The sequence below is a fragment of the Dactylosporangium sp. McL0621 genome (assembly GCF_049995355.1).
GTDB lineage: Bacteria > Actinomycetota > Actinomycetes > Mycobacteriales > Micromonosporaceae > Dactylosporangium.
Genome location: NZ_CP188259.1, coordinates 9,002,736 through 9,021,704, shown reverse-complemented (window position 1 = coordinate 9,021,704; position 18,969 = coordinate 9,002,736). Strand labels below are relative to the sequence as shown.

Here is an 18,969-nt window from a genome sequence, read left to right as displayed (position 1 = left end):
GCGTGACACTCTGCCGACCGAAGGGCAGGCCAATCAAAGGCTGTCGCGGCTGACCTCGTGCCACGTCCCGTCCGGTCCCAATTTGAACGTCTGCCGCCGCATCGTCCGTGCCAACGCGAGCATGGCTCCGCGCGCAGCCTGTTCCTCTCCGGACGGGTCGGTTACGTGGAAGCCGTGCAGGTGAACCGCTTCTGTGTCGATGTCGTCCGGGTCGGGACGGCCCTCGATGACGAAGCCAAACAGCGCGCGCAATGCTTCCTCGCCGAGTTCAAGGGGATGGAACGGCAGTGGGTACGGGCCCTGGCCGGGCAGATCGCCGGGACCGGGTTCGACTGGATGCTCGCCTGCCCAGTACGGCAGTTCGAAGTCATAGGGCTTGCCGATGTTTTCCTGGATGCCGCCGTCGGGTGAGAGGCTCAACGATCTGATGAGCGCGCCGTCTTCCCAGACGGCGAAACCGAGCCAGTCCGCGGCCGAATGCATCCCGTGCATGATGATTCGTCTGCCCGCTCCGGCTTGGCGCAGGTGTTCCGGCAGCTGAGATGGGCGGTCGAGCACGAGCCGTCGATCGCAGTACAGCTCGGCCCCGGCCAGCAAGGTCGCGTAGGTGATGTCGTCGGGAGGGTATTCGTTCTCGAACAGTGTGCCGTCGTCGGCGGGCGCGACGACGTAGCCGGGGTGGACCTGACGTACCAGTGCCTCGGTCTCGGCTCGGTCCGAGCGCGTCGCGCCGCGCAACGCGGGTCTGATGTCCCCGTCGGCGAACGCCAGCAGGCCTGTCTTTGCGCCCACGTCGCTCCTCCAGGTCGTTGGTTGCGGAGAAACGCCTGCACAGTACATGCCCGACAAGCCTTCGAGTCAGGCGCTCGGGAGGTCCAGCCGGGATCATCTAGCCGGACGTGTCACCCATGTCCCGAGACTGATCTGTCACGCACGTTCTGAGACCCGACATGGAGTGCGGCATGGAGTGCGACATGGAGTGCGGCGCCCAGCAGGTCACGTGCCGGTGATGAATTCCTGTACGGGATCAAGGCGCCGCTGACGCGGCGCACCGCGGCGCCCGGGGGGCGCTTCGCGCCCTGCCGCTTCGGCTGGCGCCTCCGCGGCAGGCAGGCCCCCGGCGTCCGCACCGGAGTCAGCGACGCAAGATCGATCATGAGTGTTGGCGATACAAGGCCCACCCTGCGTGCGTCAGCGCCCAGTACCCACGCCCAGCCGACTTGACGGGCTGTAGAAGCCCTTCTTTCACCATGGTGTTGCGCTCAAACGAGGTACGGTTCGCCCAGTTGGCTTCGAAGGACCGCTCCGACGGCGAGCGCCAGTCCTCCTCGGTGAATCGGCCGTGGAAAGCCTCCTCCATTGCTCGAAGGACCGCACTTCGCGTCGCCCTTCCGCCACTTGTCTGTCTCGGGGCGGCGACCGACACCCTCGGTCTGACCAACGTCGGCAGCGGCCTTGGTTCGTGCGGGTCTACGCCGCCGAGCGGCCGACAGCAACAACGACAGCAACCGCCGCGCACAACGACGATCGCCACCGACACCGGCCGGACACCCGAGCGCAGCACTCAGCCGTCTGACCGTTGCGACGTTCGTGTCTTCTAATCCCATGGTCGGGAGCGCCGGGATCAATCCGTAGGGGACCGGTACGGCAGGATGTCGGCATGGACGCCTTCTGGTGGTCGGGACGGGCCGATGAGAACCTGTTCATGGAGATCACGCGGCGGGAGGACATCGGACGTGATCTCAGAGCTCCACTCGCCGCACGGGGTGGGGTGGACACGCCCGGCTACACGCTCGTCAGCGCGGTCCAAGCAGGCAGCGTCGTCGTTCATTACGACAGCGCAGCCGAGCAGATCGTGGGCGTCAGCCGTGCGACTGGCGAGCGCTTCAACCAACCGATTTGGTGGGCTGCCCGAGGGTCATACGCGCGGAAGGCAGGTGTCAGGCCCGAGTGGCTCCCAGGTCTCGTCGTCGCGCTAGAGGACTACCGGCGGCTGGCCACCCCACTGTCGCTAACGGCAATCCGCCAACGCCGAGCAGCTCTGCTTGCTATCCGAGACGCACTCCAGGCTGAGCATCCAGGACACTCGCTGTACTTTCCCTGGATCCCATACCAGGGCTCGCTGCGAACGTTCCAGACGTACCTTGCCAAATTGCCGCGGGCGGCGCTCGACGTCCTGCCCGAGGTACGCACGGCCGCGGCCGAGCTGGTCGATGAGCCGTCGCTCCCAACGTCCGTTCAGCCCGAAGTTGACGAAGCCGAGCGTGACGTCGCTTCGGCTGCCGGCCGCCCACGGCCCCCTCGCAAGGGCAAAGGTCAAGGCTTCGCTACGAGCCAACGAGCGAAAGTCGTCGTTGAGGCTTACGCGATGAACGCGGCCCTTCTCTACTACGGCAAGATCGGCAAGGTTACTGACACATCCCGGACTGAGAGCTACGACTACGTTATCGAGATCAACGGCGAATTGTGGCACGTTGAGGTCAAGGGCACGACGGGCGATCCGGAGGATGTACTCCTAACGCCCCGCGAAGTCGAACATGCCAACAAATACCCTCGTGTGTCCCTGTTCGTACTGAGTAACATCACCGTGACCCGCGACGAGCATGATGAGCTCACGGCGAGCGGAGGCAAAATGTCGGTCTTCCATCCTTGGTCGCTTGACCCGTCTCGACTGTCACCCCTGGGGTATAAGTACCGGCTGCCCGAAAAGGGCAAGCTGTCAGGTCTTTAGGACGTACAGCAGCGGAGTACAGCAACCGACCGGACCGAGCCCAACTCAATCCTGCCTATAAGTGTTGTAGCGCAACGGGATCAACTGCACCGAACTCCATTGCCGGGAATCGGAAGGTTGGCGGCTTCTCGGTCCGAGCGGGCCGCGGTGCGCGGTCCGAGTGTCGCTGGACGGCGTCTGGCTCCGCCCGGGCGACTTGACCGCCGCCCGCGAGCCGGTTCATCGCCTCCGATGGCTCGCAACCCCAATAGCGCCGATTCGGCCGATGTCGTGGCTAGTTGCGTGGCCCTACTGTTGCTGCGCGTGGCGGATCTTCATCTGGGTATCGATTACGGCACCTCCAACACGGTCGCGGTGCTGCGGTGGCCGGACGGGCGGAGTCGGCCGTTGCTGTTCGACAGTTCGCCGTTGCTGCCCTCAGCGGTATTCGCAACCGTGGACGGCCGGTTGCTAGTCGGTCGTGACGCCGAACGAGCCGCCCGCAATGACCCGGCCCGGTTTGAGCCGAACCCGAAACGTCGCATCGACGAGCTTGACCTGCTGCTTGGCGACCGCGTCTTTGCGGTGGCCGAACTGGTCGCGGCGGTGCTGGAACGGGTGGGCATCGAAGCCCGAAGGATCGCCGATGGCCCAGTCGACCGGGTCACCCTCACGCACCCCGTGGCGTGGGGGCCGACGCGGCGCAAGGTGCTCATGGACGCGGCGCAGCGGGCAGGGCTGCCAGCGCCGGTGTTGCTGGCCGAGCCGGTCGCCGCCGCCGCCTACTTCACTACGGTGCTGGGCAACAGGGTCGGCGTGGGGCAGAGCGTCGTGGTCTACGACCTAGGTGCGGGCACGTTCGACGTGAGCGTCGTGCAGCGCACCGGCGACGGGTTCGAGACGTTGGCCTACCGCGGGTTCGACGACATCGGCGGCCTGGACCTGGACGCACTGGTCGTGTCGCATGTCGGAGCAGTGCTGGCCGATTCGGCGCCGCAGGTCTGGCGGACCCTCGACGACCCGACGAACGCGGACGACCGTCGCCACCGCCTGCAACTATGGCAAGACGCGCGCGAGGCCCGAGAGATACTGACCCGCGAATCGACCGCAATGATCTACGTAGCCGCGGCCCAGCGCGACGTGATCCTCACCCGGGAAGAGTTCGAACGCGCCGCGACCGACGTGCTCAACAGGACCATCGCGACCACGCTGGCAACAGTTCGGGAGGCCCGCGTCCGGCCGGACAGCGTGGCGGGCTGGTTTCTGGTCGGCGGCGCTACCCGCACACCGCTGGTGGCCACGATGCTGCACCGGGCGACCGACCAACCCGCAACGGCAATCGAGGAGCCACAACTAGTCGTCGCCGACGGTGCGGTCCACTCGACCTCAGCCGAACCTGTCAACGGCACAATCCCCGCTGTCGCCTCCCGCCAAACTCAGCCTCCGTCGGACGCTGCCGACCATCCACACCAGCCTTCGGCCCTGGCACCTGCGCTGGAGGCGGCCGTTGCATCAACGGCGATGGCTGCGGCCAGCGTCGACGACTGGACGACACGCCCCGTTATCGCGGCAGAGATCACCGTCAACACGCCGCAAGATGCAGGCCTCAATACCGGCACGTCTCCGACAGAGACACCGCTGGCCGACAACATCGCGACTGGCGATACGTCCGCGGTCGCGCAGGTCCTACGCGCCGATATTTCCGACGTTCCGACGCCGCCACGAGGCCTCAGTGATATCTCCAGACGGATCCGCCAACCCGGACCGCTACGCTCGCGTCGCTGGCTTGTCGCCGGCCTAGCCGCCATCGTTGTTGTCCTCGCCCTCACTAGCCTGCCATTCCTGACCCGACCTGGCGACGCCACCGGAGGAGGCTCCGGTCACCCGAGCGGTTCCGCCCACCCGGCCGGTTCCGTCAGCCCTTCAAGCCCGTCCCAACCCGCCGGCGCCCCCGGCTCGTCGAGCCCGACTATCCGGACGCTCACCGCCACCCTCACCGGCCACACCGAGTCCGTGGAATCGGTGGCGTTCAGCCCCGACGGGCGCATCCTGGCCACCGCCAGTCTGGACAACACCGCCAGGCTGTGGAACATCACCGATCCGACCCACCCCACGCCCACCGCCACCCTCACCGGCCACACCAACAACGTGTTCTCGGTGGCGTTCAGCCCCGACGGGCGCACCCTCGCCACCGCCAGTCTGGACAACACCGCCAGGCTGTGGAACATCACCGATCCGACCCACCCCACGCCCACCGCCACCCTTACCCAGACCGACAGCGTGACCTCGGTGGCGTTCAGCCCCGACGGGCGCACTCTGGCCACGGTCACCTACCACGACACCGCCAGGCTGTGGAACATCACTGATCCGACCCACCCCACGCCTGCCGCCACCCTCACCGGCACCGTGACCTCGGTGGCGTTCAGCCCCGACGGGCGCACCCTAGCCACCGTCGCCAATCTGGACGCAAACGCCAGGCTGTGGAACATCACTGATCCGACCCATCCCACGCCTATCGCCACCCTCGCCCACACCGACTGGGTGGACTCGGTGGCGTTCAGCCCCGACGGGCGCACCCTGGCCACCGTGTTGCGGGACAAGGACAACACCGCCGGGCTGTGGAACATCACTGATCCGACCCACCCCACGCCTATCGCCACCCTCGCCCACACCGACATGGTGTCCTCGGTGGCGTTCAGCCCCGACGGGCGCACCCTGGCCACCGCTAGCTACGACAAGACCGCCAGGCTGTGGAACATCACCGATCCGACCCAACCCACGATCACCACCACCCTCACCGGCCATACCTCCATCGTGGAATCGGTGGCGTTCAGCCCCGACGGGCGCACCCTGGCCACCGCCAGCAACGACAGCACGGTCAAGCTGTGGCGGTAAGATGACAGCGCATCCTCGGCCAGGTCGTGCCGGTCCGACCGGAGTTGCAGGTGACTTCAGGCGCGACGTACAGCAGTGGAGTACAGCAACCGACCGGACCGAGCCCAACCCGGTCCGGCCCATACCCGTTATGGCGCAACGGGATCGACTGCACCGAACCTTATCGCCGGGAATCCCTTTGTCCGGGGTTGGCCCCGGGTGCTGATGCCTTCATAACGACACTTATGAGGGCATTGAGGCTCGCAACCGGGACAGCGCCGTTTGCGCCGTCCATCGATGATGATCGGGTGAAGGTGTCCTGGGATGCGCGTAGCACCGATCCGCCGCTGCCCGACCGTTCGGTGGTCGACGGCGCCACCCTGGCGGAGCCGGTCACCTTGGTCGTCGAGCAGCTCTTTGTCCACGACCGTCGGCGGCAGGTCCGCATTCCGTTGCTGGCCGCCCAGGAAGAGCGGTTCCTTTCGCACGGCAAGGGTTTGCCCAACGACGTTGTACAGAATTGGTTCGTCCTGGTTCTTGTCGCTTTCAACCTGTTCGGCGTCGTGAGCCTCTTCTTCACACCCGACGCCATCCGCATATGGACGGGGATATCCACGACAGCCAAGATCATCGTTGCCTTGTGCGTCGTCTCCCTGGTCCTGCGGCCCTGGCTACGACCACCGCAGTACCCCCTCCGGTGGCGCGGACGGATCATCCTCCGGAAGGTGCACCCGGAGACAGCGCGCGAATGGCAGCGGGTCGCCGGCGACGCGATACGCATCGAATGATGATCGCGTGAAGGTGTCGTGGGACGCGCGGCGAGCAGCTGCCCCCAGTCCGCGAACGCGTCGCTGGCCCGAACACCTGGGCAGGCTCGGGTCGCCGATTCACCCGGAAGGGGCGCTGTCCGACAGCAACGATGACAGCAACCGCAGCCCACATCGACGGTCGCCGCCATCACCAGCCGGATTCGCGAGTGCTGACCGCGACAGTCCGACCGTTGCCGCGATCGTGTCTTCTAATCCCAAGGTCCGACTCCCAGGGCTGCGCTCGGGTGTACAGCAGCGAAGTACAGCAACCGATGGTGCCGAACCCGGCCCAGTCCGGCTTGCAGCCGTTGCAGCGCAACGCGATCGACCCCACCGAAGCGCATCGCCGGGAATCCCATTGGTAGGTGGCCGGCCGACAGCGACGCTGACAGCAACTGCCTCAGACGCGAAGCGTTCAGGTACAGGACCGTAATCGTCGGTGAAAAGGAGGTCGTTGTCGCCAAGTCCGGCTGTGGTAGGGGAATGCGTTATCGGGTTCGCTACATTGCCCCGGACGGCACAGAACGGTCGGAGTCGTTCCCGGACCGGCGCAAGCGGGACGCTCAGGCGTACTTGGCCAAGGTGCAGGCAGACATTCTGCGGGGTGCATACATCGACCCTGACGCGGGACAATGACATTCCGCCGCTACGCGACTGAATGGCTGGCGTCGGCCCGATCGGACCAGAACACCCGGGATCGCCTGGAGCGCGAGTTCCGACTGCACGTGTATCCCGTCTTCGGCGACCGGCCGATGAGTACTGTGCAGCCGGCGACGGCACACCTACGCGTCGGTCCTGCTCGACGCCGGCGAGAGCGTCAAAGCGCTTTCGCTGTATCTCGGCCACGCCGACCCGGGCTTCACCCTGCGTACTTACACCCACCTGCTGCCGGCCAGCGACAGCCGGACCCGGCGGGCGATCGACCATGCGCTGGGCTACCAGTCGTCGACGGTTGACGGCCTGGAGACGGCCTGATGTCGAAAATCGGCCGTCTCCAGGAGCGTTTCCGCAGTTCAGCTCTGGTGTTGCGCTTACTTCGCGTTGAAGTACGACGCGTCGGGGTGGTGCACGATGATCGCGTCCGTCGCCTGTTCCGGCGTGAGCTGGAACTCCTCCGTCAGGGTCACGCCGATGCGGGACGGGTCGAGCAGGGCCACGGTCTTCGCGCGGTCCTCGAGGTCGGGGCAGGCCGGGTAGCCGAAGCTGTACCGGCAGCCGCGGAAGTCGGTGCGCAGCAGGCCGTCGAGGTCCTTCGGGTCCTCCTCGGACATCGGGCGGCCGTCGGGCAGGACCAGCTCCTCGCGCACGCGCTTGTGCCAGTACTCGGCCAGGGCCTCGGTCAGCTGCACCGACAGGCCGTGGACCTCGAGGTAGTCGCGGTAGGCGTTGCCCGCGAAGAGCTTCGCGGTGTAGTCCGCCACCGGCTGGCCCATGGTCACCAGCTGCAGGCCGATGACGTCCAGCGTGCCGGCGTCGCGCGGCTTGAAGAAGTCGGCGATGCACAGGCGGCGGTCGCGGCGCTGGCGCGGGAAGGAGAACCGGGCCCGCTCGCTGTTCGCGTTCTCGTCGAGCACGACCAGGTCGTTGCCCTCGGAGTAGCAGGGGAAGTACCCGTAGACGACCGCGGCCTCGAGGACCCGGTCGGAGGCGAGGCGGTCCATCCAGTACCGCAGCCGGGGCCGGCCCTCGGTCTCCACGAGCTCCTCGTAGGAGGGTCCGGTGCCGCCGCGGGCGCCGCGCAGGCCCCACTGGCCCAGGAAGGTGGCGCGCTCGTCGAGCATGGACGCGTAGTCGGCGAGCGGGATGCCCTTGACGACGCGGGTGCCGAAGAACGGTGCCACCGGTACCGGGGCCGAGTAGTCGATGTCGGACTTCACCGAGGTGTCGTCCAGGGCCGGCAGGTCCTCGCGGATCTCGACGGTGCGGGCGCGGCGCTCGCGGCGGGCGGCCAGGGCGGCCTCCCGCTCGGCGTCGATGACGGGGGCGCCGCCGCGCTTGGCGGTCATGACCCGGTCCATGAGGGAGAGGCCCTCGAAGGCGTCGCGGGCGTAGTGCACGTCGCCGTGGTAGATGGCGCGCAGGTCGTCCTCGACGTAGGCGCGGGTGAGGGCGGCCCCGCCCAGCAGCACCGGCCAGCGCTCGGCGACGCCGCGGGTGTTCATCTCCTGCAGGTTCTCCTTCATGATCACCGTGGACTTGACGAGGAGGCCCGACATGCCGATGGCGTCGGCCTGCTTCTCCTCGGCGGCCTCGATGATCGCGGAGATCGGCTGCTTGATGCCGATGTTGACGACCTCGTACCCGTTGTTGGACAGGATGATGTCGACGAGGTTCTTGCCGATGTCGTGCACGTCGCCCTTGACGGTGGCCAGCACGATGCGGCCCTTGCCGGCGTCGTCGTCGGCCTTCTCCATGTGCGGCTCGAGGTAGGCGACGGCCGTCTTCATCACCTCGGCCGACTGCAGCACGAACGGCAGCTGCATCTGCCCGGAGCCGAACAGCTCGCCGACGGTCTTCATGCCGTCGAGCAGCACGTCGTTGATGATCGCGAGGGCCGTCAGGCCCTGCAGGGCCTCGTCGAGGTCGGCCTCGAGGCCGTTGCGCTCGCCGTCGATGATGCGCCGCTTGAGCCGCTCGTGCAGGGGCAGCGCGGCGAGCTCCTCGGCGCGGGAGGCCTTGGCCGAGGCGACGTCGACGCCCTCGAACAGCTCGATGAAGCGTTGCAGCGGGTCGTAGCCCTCGCGCCGGCGGTCGTAGACGAGGTCGAGGGCGACCTCGCGCTGCTCGTCGGGGATGCGGCTCATCGGCAGGATCTTCGAGGCGTGCACGATGGCGCTGGTCAGCCCGGCCTCCTGGCACTCGTGCAGGAAGACCGAGTTGAGCACCTGGCGGGCGGCGGGGTTGATGCCGAAGGAGACGTTGGAGATGCCCAGGGTGAAGTTGATCCCGGGGTACAGCCGGGTGATCTGCCGGATCGCCTCGATCGTCTCGATGCCGTCGCGCCGGACCTCCTCCTGGCCCGTGGTGATCGGGAAGGTGAGGCAGTCCACGAGGATGTCCTGGACCCGCAGGCCCCACTTGGTGGTGAGGTCGTCGATGAGCCGGGCGGCGACGCGGACCTTCCACTCGGCGGTACGGGCCTGGCCCTCCTCGTCGATGGTGAGCGCGACGACGGCCGCGCCGTGCTCCTTGACCAGCGGCATCATCCGCGCGTAGCGGGAGCCGGGGCCGTCGCCGTCCTCGAAGTTGACGGAGTTGACGATGCAGCGCCCGCCGAGCATCTCCAGGCCGGCCGCGATGACCTCGGGCTCGGTCGAGTCGAGCATGATCGGCAGGGTGGAGGCGGTGGCGAAGCGGCCCGCGATCTCGCGCATGTCCTGGGCGCCGTCGCGGCCGACGTAGTCGACGTTGACGTCGAGCATGTGGGAGCCGTCGCGGGCCTGCTGGCGGGCGATCTCCACGCAGGTCTGGTAGTCGGCGGCGAGCATCGCATCGCGGAACGCCTTGGAGCCGTTGGCGTTGGTCCGCTCGCCGACCATGAGGACGCTGGCCTCCTGGTGGAACGGCACGTGGTGGTAGATGCTCGCGATGCCCGCCTCGATCTGCGGCTCGCGGCCCACCGGGGCCCGGCGGCCGAGCTTGCGGGCGACGGCGCTGATGTGGGCCGGAGTCGTACCGCAGCAGCCGCCGACGAGCCCGGCCCCGTAGTCGACCACGAAGCGCTGCAGCGCGTCGGCGAGCTCGTCCGGGGTCAGCGGGTAGTAGGCGCCGTCGGCGGTGAGCTGGGGCAGGCCGGCGTTGGGCATGACCGACACGGGAACCTTGGCGTGCTGCGCGAGGTACCGCAGATGCTCGCTCATCTCGGCCGGCCCGGTCGCGCAGTTGAGCCCGATCAGGTCGATGCCCAGCGGCTCCAGGGCGGTGAGCGCGGCGCCGATCTCGGAGCCCAGCAGCATGGTGCCGGTCGTCTCGACGGTGACGTGGCAGATGATCGGCACCGTGACGCCGGTGGCGGCGAAGGCCCGCTGGGCGCCGATGATCGCCGACTTCGTCTGCAGCAGGTCCTGGCAGGTCTCGATGATGAGCCCGTCGGCGCCGCCCTCGATGAGCCCGGCGGCGTTGTCGAAGTACGCGTCGCGCAGGGCGGCGAAGGGGGCGTGCCCGAGCGTGGGCAGCTTGGTGCCGGGGCCGATCGAGCCGAGCACGAACCGGGGCCGGTCGGGGGTGCTGTGCGCGTCGGCGGCCTCGCGGGCCAGCCGGGCGCCGGCCTGCGACAGCTCGCGGATGCGCGATTCGATGCCGTACTCGCCGAGGTTGGCCAGGTTCGCGCCGAAGGTGTTCGTCTCGACGGCGTCGGAGCCGGCCGCGAAGTACTCCTCGTGGACCTGCCGCACCACGTCGGGGCGGGTCACGTTGAGCACCTCGTTGCAGCCTTCGTGGCCCTCGAAGTCCTCGAGGGTGAGATCGGCCGCCTGCAGCATGGTGCCCATCGCGCCGTCGGCGAGGAGCACCCGCTCAGCGAGGGTCTTCAGTAGGTCCGCCATACCCAAAGGCTATCGGGCTCCGGGGGCCGACTCCGCCCCGGGCGGACGCGATTCCTGCCACGTATCGGAACGCAACTCCCGCTGGCTGGGAACTTCCGTGGTCAGGGGGTCACTCCCAGCAGCACTTTTCGCGGCCGGCGCTTCGGCCGGCGCCTCCTCGTGGGGCACCCGCCAGAACACGGCGGCGGTGAAGACCAGCCCGGCGACCATGATCAGCAGCGGGGTGACCGAGCCGGTCGCCGGGTGCCACTCGCCCGCGAGGGGGTTGAACCAGCCGAGCCCGGCGCTGTTGGGCAGGCCGCGCTGCCAGCGCACCATCGCCCAGACGAGCAGCACGAAGTGGATCGGCAGCAGGAAGATGATCATCGTGCGGGTCAGGGTGCGGGACTGGGCCGCGTCGAACAGCCGCCGCTCCAGCGTCCACGCCGCGAGCAGCGGCAGGCCGGCCAGCAGCGGCAGCATGTACCGGCCGTTGATGATGAATCCGGTCATGTTGGCCTGGCTGACCTGCAGCATGCCGGGCAGCGCGACGCCACCGAGCAGGATGACGAGGTACCGCCACCGGGTCGTCCAGTCGCCGAAGATTCCGCCGAGGAAGACCAGCCCGCCCACGAGCAGCGCCCAGACGACGTAGAACGGCGCCCACATGAGCACGTCGAACCAGCCGGCCACGCCGATCATGCCCTCGATGTACACCCACCAGCTGTTCACGTAGATCGCGATGGCCTCGCCGGTCTTGTACTGGTACAGGCCGGGGGGTGGCGGGACGAGCTCGCCGGTCTTCATGCCGACGATCCAGGCGGCCGAGAGCACCGCGGCCAGGATGACGCCGCCGACCCACAGCTTGACGCGCAGCAGCCGCCAGTACTCCCGCAGCCACTTCCACCGCACCGGCACCGCGAGGGCGAAGAACGCGAACGCGAACCAGGCCGGCCCGGCCGAGCGCAGCGTCAGCAGCAGCACCGAGCTGATCCCGAGCAGCGTGATCAACGATCGCTTGCGTACCAGGTCAGGCGGCTCCAGCAGCAGCGGTATGCCGGCCGCGAAGAATGCGATGCCGGCCGCGATCTCGACCGAGTTGGGGTTCACGCCGCCGGCCAGGTGCGCGAGCATCGGGGTGGCCACGCCGAGCAGCGTGGCGGCGGCCAGGCCGAACCGGCTCCAGCGCAGCAGCGACACGAACGCCGAGGCCAGCAGGGCCGCGCAGATCGCCGAGCTGATCAGCCGGGCGACGACCAGGCCGCCCCAGTTCGGCCACAGCCGCAGCGGCACGCCGACGGCGAAGTAGTAGAGCGGGTTGTACCGCCCGGCGCTGGTGCTGACCTCGCCGACCGGCCCGCCCTGCAGCCCCTTGGAGCAGGCCGCCGACACCTGGGGCTTGAACCCGAAGCACACGGCGTGGGCGTCCATGCCGACGGGTACCCGCTGGTAGGCGCCCATCCCGTCCTTCTCGAACGCGTCCGGGACGGTCCTCGGCCGCGCGAAGATCTGCCCCGGGTCGAAGGAGGCGACCCCGGCCGCGCGGATGGTGTGCTGAACCTCGTCCGCGGGCCCGTCGAAGGGTGCGGCGAAGCACCAGGCCCCGAAGACCAGGAAGAACGCCGAGAAGGCGAGCAACCAGGACCTGCGTCCGTTTCGCATTCCCGGATGCTATCGGGAGATCTTGGGCGCTCTGCTACTGGGCGTGACAATCACCCGGCCCCGGTAGCCCTCGGTATCCACTTTCGTCGGGGTCTTCCGGGCGCGGTCGACGGGCCATTGCGCGGGCATCCACGTAGGCTGGGTCTCGTGACCGAGTTCGACGGCCTGCCCGTGTTGCGCTCCCCTGTCGCGATTGCCGCGTTCGAAGGGTGGAACGACGCTGCCGACGCGTCGACCGCCGTCGTCGAGCATCTCGAGCAGGAGTGGGGTGCGGAGACCATCGCCTCGCTCGACCCCGAGGACTTCTACGACTTCCAGGTGAACCGGCCGACGGTCGTGATGTCGGAGGGCGAGACCCGGCGCATCGAGTGGCCGACGACCCGCTTCTCGGTCGCGCGCCCGCCCGACGCCGAGCGCGACATCGTCCTGATCCGCGGCATCGAGCCGAGCATGCGCTGGCGCACCTTCTGCGAGGAGGTCCTCGAGGTCTGCCACTCCCTCGAGGTGAGCCGCGTGGTGCTGCTGGGGGCCCTGCTCGCCGACGTGCCGTACACCCGCCCGCTGCCGGTGAGCGGCTCCGCCCCGGCCGGCGCCTCGACGGAGACGTCCGAGCGGCTGGGCCTCATTCCGACCCGCTACGAGGGCCCGACGGGCATCGTGGGCGTCCTGCACGACGCGTGCGTGCGCGCCGACCTCGAGGCCGTCTCGTTCTGGGTGCACGTGCCGCACTACGCGAACAACCCGCCCTGCCCGAAGGCGACCCTGGCCCTGCTGCACCGCGTCGAGGAGATCCTGGACCTGCCGGTGCCGACGGGCGACCTCGCCAAGGAGGCGGCGGAGTGGGAGGAGCGGCTCAAGCAGGCCGCCGAGCAGGACGCCGAACTCGCCGAGTACGTGCGGGAGCTGGAGGAGCGCTCGGGCGACGCGGGCCTGCAGCCCCTGTCGGGCGACGAGATCGCGCAGGAGTTCGAGAAGTACCTCCGCCGCCGCGGCGGCCAGGCAGGCCCCTCGGCCACCGGCGCCTGGTAGTCCGCTCCGGTCGTACATGTCCGAATTCTCGGTCGACATCACCCACAGCGCCGGCATCCAGGTCGGCGACCACAACACCCAGATCTTCAACGCACCCGCGTTGCCGACCCTGGACCAATGGTGGTCGCAGGTCTGGCTGCCCCTGACCGACCCGCCCCTGACCGAGGAGATCGTGCTCGCGGGCCGGCAGGACACCGCGGCGCAGCTGCGCGCCGTCCTCGACGACGGCCAGGCGCTGCACGCCGTGCAGGGTGATCTCAGCGTGCTCGAGCTCAAGGCGTTCATCGCCGCGGCGCTCGGACCGGGGCGGGACCGGGCGGTGTTCGTCCACGACGCCGCGGAACTCGCCGCCGCGCCGGCCGGGCCGTCCCTGGTCGTCCTCGCCGCGGGCTCGAGGCCACGCGAACTGGCGGTCGGCGGGCCGCGCCGGTTCCTGCTGTACGGCCGGGAGGTCGCCCACCCGTCCGTCCGGGTACCGCGGGTGAACGGCGACGACGTCGGCGGCCTCCTGGCCGCGGGCGGGCTGTCACCGGCCCGGGCGCGGGCCTTGGGAACGCTCGCGCGGCGGGGCCTCGAACAGCTTCGCCGCGCCCTGACCCGGTACCCCGGATATCCGGAGGCGGCCTGGGCCACCGAGCCGGACCGCGCCACCCGCCGCCTGGCTCTGCTCGGCGCGTTCATCGAGGCCGACCGTGACCTCGTCGCCGGCTTCACCGGCCTGACCCCGGCCGAGCTTCCCGACGCCGCCCATCGCCTGGCCGCCGACCCGGACACCCCGCTGCTCGGGCGCCTGCACGACCACTGGTACGTCAACGCCCCCGAAGACGCCTTCGTCCTGATCATGGGCGCGCTGCACGACGACGACCTGGCGGCGTTCGCCACGCTCGCCGCCGGTGTGCTCGGCGGAGCCGTCGCCGGCTCCGCGCCGCTGCGGCGCGGCGTCGCCGAGACCCTGGTCCTGATGGCCGTCCACGGCGGCGACATCCGCCACGGTCGCCGTCTCGTCGCCGACGCCGCCCGCCTCATCGTGCGAGACCTGCTGGCCGGCGCCCCGGCCGGGCGGTGGGCCGCGCTCACGGACGTGATCCAGCTGCTGGCGGAGGCGGCGCCGGAGGAGTTCCTGACCGCGTTGTCCGGTTCGCCGGACTGGCATGCCGGCATGTTCGCCCAGGACCGGACCTATCCGCCGGTCCTCTGGGCGCTGGAGATGCTGGCCGGCCCGGCCGAGTACCTCGGCCCGGCGGTCGGGATCCTGGCCCGGCTCGCCGCGGTCGACCCGGGCGGCCCGCTGTCGAACCGCCCGGCAAACTCCCTCGCCCGGATCTTCGACTGCCTGTTCCCGCAGACCGAGGCGGCCCGGCCCGTGCGGCTGCGGGAGCTGCGCCGGCTCCTGCGAGGCCAACCGACGGTGACCCGGACGCTGCTGCTCGACCTCCTGCCAGACGGTCACATGATCCGGACCGTCCATCCACGGCCGCGGTTCCGCGCCTGGCCGGCACCGGCCGTGGCGTCGGCGGACGAGGCCCGTCAGGGCCTCCGGGATGTCGCGGGCCTGGCCGTCGACGACGCGGGCACCGACCCCGCGCGCTGCCTGCGGCTCATTCCCCGGATGGCCGGGATGCCGCTGGAGGAGCGCACCGCGTTCGCCGGGGCACTGGCGACGCTCGACCTTCCCGACGACCCGATGCGGCGGGAGCTCCACGAGGCCCTTCGCGACCTCGTCGCCCGCCACCGCGAGTTCGCGCACGCGGCCTGGGCGCTGCCCGCGGCTGAGGTCGACGCGCTGGCCGGCCTCGCCGCCGTGCTGCGGCCCGGCCGCGCCGCCGACCGGCATCGCTGGATGTTCGCCGACGACTGGCCGGACGGCGTCGCCGGCCCCGAAGACCTTGCCCGGCGGCGGGCCGGCGCGGCCCGCGAGATCCTGGCCGAGGGCGGCCTCGACGCCGCGGCCGCGCTCGCCGACGACACGAACGCGGCCGCGGCAGTCGGGGCGGCCCTCCCGGCGCAGGACGACGAGCAGCAGCTCATGGCCTGGCTGGCCGGCGAGCGCCCCGAGCTCGCCGCCGGGTACTTCGCCGCCCGGATGCGCGAGGAGCCCGCGCGCCGCGACGACCTGCTCCGGCGCGCCGGCGACGCACCTCGGCGGGCGGCGATCCTGCTCGCCGCGGGCGATCCACGCTGGGCCTGGAGCGAGCTGGCCGGCCTGGACTCCGGGACCGCCGATGCCTACTGGGCCGGGTTCTCGCCGTACGGCCTGGGCAGTGACTTCGACGGCGTCGCCGAGGCCGCCGCCGGGCTCAACGGCGCCGGCCGGTTCGACGCCGCGCTGAACCTGATCGCCGTGTACGCCCGCCGGTTCGACTCCCCGGACATCGCGGCCCAGGCGCTCATCGCGGCGGAAGAATTTCGGACGGCCGGCGGCTGGGTGCGGCCGCACCTGCTGCAGGTGGTGGTCGACCTGCTCTGGCGGCATCGCGACGCGATCGAGCTCGCGCGCCTCACCGCCGTCGAACTGGGCCTCGCCGACCGGCTCGGCTACGGGGCCTCGTTGCCGGCGACGTCGGCCCGGCTCGGGACGGACCCCGAATTCTTCGCCGAGCTGGTGGCCGCCCGGTCGGACGCGGCCTACCGGGCGCTGCACGCCTGGGCCGTGTGCCCCGGCACCGCCGGCGACGGCACCGTGGACGTCGCCGTGCTGCGCGACTGGGTCGTGCGAGCCCGCGACTCACTCGCGGCGGCCGGCCTTGCGGCGCTGGGCGACGCCGAGATCGGCCGGATACTCGCGGTGGCACTGCCCTCGCCCCCCGACCCGGTCTGGGAGGTGCTGGAGGACGTCGGCCGCGACGACCTCGACCGCGCCGTCTGGCGCGGGCTGTTCAACAAGCGCGGCGTCACGAGCCGCGGCCTGACCGACGGCGGCGAGCAGGAGCGGGCGCTCGCCGAGGACTGCCGGGAGCTTGCACGGCAGGCGGCGGACTACCCCCGGGCCCGCCGCCTCCTGCTGAACCTGGCCGGGACGTACGCCCGGGAGGCTCTGCAGGAGGACGACGAGGCCGAGGTGTTCCGGCGCGGAATCTGAGTTCAGTCCTGCACGTAGGTGCTGAGGAAGCGCCCGAGGCGGGTCACCGCGTCCTCGAGGTCCGCCACGCGCGGCAGGGTCACGATGCGGAAGTGGTCCGGGTGGTGCCAGTTGAACCCGGTGCCCTGCACGACAAGCACCTTCTCCGCCTTCAGGAAGTCCAGGGCGAAGCGCAGGTCATCCTTGATCGGGTGCACCTGCGGGTCGAGGCGCGGGAACATGTACAGCGCGCCGCGGGGCTTCACGCAGGACACGCCCGGGATGTCGTTGAGCATCTTCCAGGCCACGTCGCGCTGCTCCAGCAGGCGTCCGCCCGGCAGGATCAGATCATTTATCGACTGGTACCCGCCCAGCGCCGTCTGCACCGCGTGCTGCGTCGGCACGTTCGGGCACAGGCGCATGTTGGCCAGTATGTCGAGGCCCTCGATGTAGCTCGTCGCGTGCGCCTTCGGGCCGGCCAGGACCATCCATCCGGTGCGGAAGCCGGCCACGCGGTACGCCTTGGAAAGGCCGTTGAACGTGATCGTGAAGACGTCGGGCGCGACGGCCGCGGTCGAGGTGTGCTCGGCCCCGTCGAAGAGGATCTTGTCGTAGATCTCGTCGGAGAAGACGATCAGGTCGTGGCGCCGGGCGACCTCGGCGATGCGCTCCAGCATCTGCCGGCTGTACACCGCGCCGGTCGGGTTGTTCGGGTTGATGACCACGATCGCCTTGGTGCGCGGGGTCACCTTCGCCTCGATGTCCTCGACGTCGGGCATCCACTCGTTGGACTCGTCACACACGTAGTGCACGGGCTTGCCGCCGCACAGCGAGACCGACGCCGTCCACAGCGGGTAGTCGGGGGAGGGGATGAGCACCTCGTCGCCGTTGTCGAGCAGCGCCTGCAGCGACATGACGATGAGCTCGGAGACGCCGTTGCCGAGGTACACGTCCTCGATGTCGACGCCGTACACCTCTTTCTGCTGGTAGTACTGCACCACGGCGCGCCGGGCCGACAGCAGCCCCTTCGAGTCGCCGTACCCGTGCGCGGCCGGCAGGTTCAGGATGACGTCCTGCAGGATCTCCTCCGGCGCCTCGAAGCCGAACGGCGCCGGGTTGCCGATGTTGAGCTTGAGGATGTGGTGGCCGTCGGCCTCCATGCGCTTGGCGGCGGCCATGACCGGTCCGCGGATGTCGTAACAGACGTTGGCCAGCTTCGCGGACTGAGTCACCTGCATGCAGGCACCCTACGGCCTGCCGTCGACGGCGACGGTAGCCAAATCTCAGGATGTGGCCCCGCGGACGGTACCGTCAGGGGCGTGCGATTTGTGATCATTGGTGCGGGCGCGGTCGGTGGGGTGGTCGCCGGGCGCCTCGCCGGTTCCGGCGCGGACGTGGTGCTCGTTGCCCGCGGCGCCCACCTCGAGGCGATACGCCGCGACGGCCTGCTGCTGCGCGAGGCGGATGGCGACACGCGGCACCGGCTGCCCGCGTACCCGGCCCCGGCCGAGGTCGGCTGGCGCCCCGGCGACGTCGCCGTCCTCGCCGTCAAGAGCAACGACACCCAGGCCGTCCTCGAACAGCTGCCGCGCGACGTGCCGGTGGTGTGCCTGCAGAACGGCGTCGCCAACGAGCGCGCCGCGCTACGGCTCTTCCCCGACGTGTACGGCATCTGCGTCATGCTGCCCTCCGCCCATCTCGAGCCGGGCGTGGTGGTGGCCCAGTGCGCGCCGGTTCCCGGCATTCTGGACATCGGCCGTGTACCCGGCGGAGTCGACGACACCGCCCGCGAGATCGCCGCCCACCTGGTCAAGGCCGGCTTCGTCGCCGAGGCGCGGCCCGACATCATGCGCCGCAAGTACACGAAGCTGCTCATGAACCTGGGCAACGCCGTCGAGGCCCTCTGCGGGCGGGTGGACGGCATCGACGAGGTCGCGGCGCTGCTGGGCGCGGAGGGCGAGACGGTCCTGCGGGCGGCGGGCATCGCCTACGCCACGGCGGAGGAGGACCGGCAGCGCCGAGGGGAGATCCTGCAACTGGTACCGGTGGCCGGCCAGATGCGCGGCGGCGGCTCGACGTGGCAGAGCCTGGCGCGCCGGACCGGTGCGGTGGAGGCCGACTACCTCAACGGCGAGATCGTGCTGCTGGGGCGGCTGCACGGTGTTCCGACACCGGCGAACGAAACGGCGCGCCGGCTGGTGGTGGACGCCGCCCGGTCCGGGACGGCCCCGGGCGCGCTGTCCCCTTCGCAGCTGCGGGCCGCCATCGACGACGTGCGGTAGTCCGCCGCTTTCGGCTCAGACC

General features: G+C 69.9%; 12 protein-coding genes. 7 read left to right on the top strand and 5 right to left on the bottom strand.

Annotated elements, in window-relative coordinates:
• Nucleotides 1-33 precede the first annotated feature (33 nt).
• Entirely contained in the window at nucleotides 34-792 is a 759-nt protein-coding gene (locus ACPPVO_RS42790; protein WP_426504278.1) for a DUF6928 family protein, read from the bottom strand.
• Between the two features lie 361 nt (nucleotides 793-1,153).
• On the bottom strand, nucleotides 1,154-1,360 hold the full coding sequence (locus tag ACPPVO_RS42785) for a hypothetical protein (protein WP_426504277.1): 207 nt from the start codon (nucleotides 1,358-1,360) through the stop codon (nucleotides 1,154-1,156).
• Between the two features lie 300 nt (nucleotides 1,361-1,660).
• Between ACPPVO_RS42785 and ACPPVO_RS42780 the strand changes: the two genes are divergently transcribed.
• The 4 genes from ACPPVO_RS42780 to ACPPVO_RS42765 all read left to right on the top strand — a co-directional run bounded on the left by ACPPVO_RS42780 (nucleotide 1,661) and on the right by ACPPVO_RS42765 (nucleotide 7,349).
• On the top strand, nucleotides 1,661-2,731 hold the full coding sequence (locus ACPPVO_RS42780; RefSeq protein ID WP_426504276.1) for a protein NO VEIN domain-containing protein: 1,071 nt from the start codon (nucleotides 1,661-1,663) through the stop codon (nucleotides 2,729-2,731).
• A gap of 282 nt (nucleotides 2,732-3,013) precedes the next feature.
• Nucleotides 3,014-5,605, top strand: a complete 2,592-nt coding sequence (locus tag ACPPVO_RS42775; protein ID WP_426504275.1) for an Hsp70 family protein — start codon at nucleotides 3,014-3,016, stop codon at nucleotides 5,603-5,605.
• Nucleotides 5,606-5,892: 287 nt separating this feature from the next.
• The gene (locus ACPPVO_RS42770) at nucleotides 5,893-6,372 is read left to right on the top strand and encodes a hypothetical protein (RefSeq protein WP_426504274.1); all 480 of its coding nucleotides are present in this window, start codon (nucleotides 5,893-5,895) and stop codon (nucleotides 6,370-6,372) included.
• A 653-nt stretch (nucleotides 6,373-7,025) separates the two neighbouring features.
• On the top strand, nucleotides 7,026-7,349 hold the full coding sequence (locus ACPPVO_RS42765) for a hypothetical protein (protein ID WP_426504273.1): 324 nt from the start codon (nucleotides 7,026-7,028) through the stop codon (nucleotides 7,347-7,349).
• A 75-nt stretch (nucleotides 7,350-7,424) separates the two neighbouring features.
• Here the strand turns inward: ACPPVO_RS42765 and metH are convergent, their stop codons facing one another.
• A complete protein-coding gene (gene metH, locus ACPPVO_RS42760) occupies nucleotides 7,425-10,937 on the bottom strand; it encodes a methionine synthase (RefSeq protein WP_426504272.1) in 3,513 nt (1,170 codons plus the stop codon).
• A gap of 9 nt (nucleotides 10,938-10,946) precedes the next feature.
• Nucleotides 10,947-12,578, bottom strand: a complete 1,632-nt coding sequence (locus ACPPVO_RS42755; protein ID WP_426504271.1) for a hypothetical protein — start codon at nucleotides 12,576-12,578, stop codon at nucleotides 10,947-10,949.
• Between the two features lie 147 nt (nucleotides 12,579-12,725).
• Between ACPPVO_RS42755 and ACPPVO_RS42750 the strand changes: the two genes are divergently transcribed.
• Together ACPPVO_RS42750 and ACPPVO_RS42745 are read left to right on the top strand one after the other, a co-directional pair.
• Nucleotides 12,726-13,607 carry a PAC2 family protein gene (locus tag ACPPVO_RS42750; RefSeq protein ID WP_426504270.1) on the top strand — a complete coding sequence of 294 codons (882 nt, stop codon included), beginning with the start codon at nucleotides 12,726-12,728 and terminating at the stop codon, nucleotides 13,605-13,607.
• Between the two features lie 16 nt (nucleotides 13,608-13,623).
• Complete coding sequence (locus ACPPVO_RS42745; protein ID WP_426504269.1) at nucleotides 13,624-16,686, top strand: hypothetical protein; 3,063 nt, start codon at nucleotides 13,624-13,626, stop codon at nucleotides 16,684-16,686.
• A 2-nt stretch (nucleotides 16,687-16,688) separates the two neighbouring features.
• Here ACPPVO_RS42745 and ACPPVO_RS42740 read toward each other — a convergent pair whose 3' ends face one another.
• Complete coding sequence (locus ACPPVO_RS42740) at nucleotides 16,689-17,903, bottom strand: pyridoxal phosphate-dependent aminotransferase (RefSeq protein WP_426504268.1); 1,215 nt, start codon at nucleotides 17,901-17,903, stop codon at nucleotides 16,689-16,691.
• An 81-nt stretch (nucleotides 17,904-17,984) separates the two neighbouring features.
• On the opposite strand from ACPPVO_RS42740, the gene ACPPVO_RS42735 reads away from it, so the two are divergent.
• Nucleotides 17,985-18,947: a ketopantoate reductase family protein gene (locus ACPPVO_RS42735; protein WP_426504267.1), complete on the top strand. Its 963-nt coding sequence runs from the start codon at nucleotides 17,985-17,987 to the stop codon at nucleotides 18,945-18,947.
• Nucleotides 18,948-18,969 lie beyond the last annotated feature (22 nt).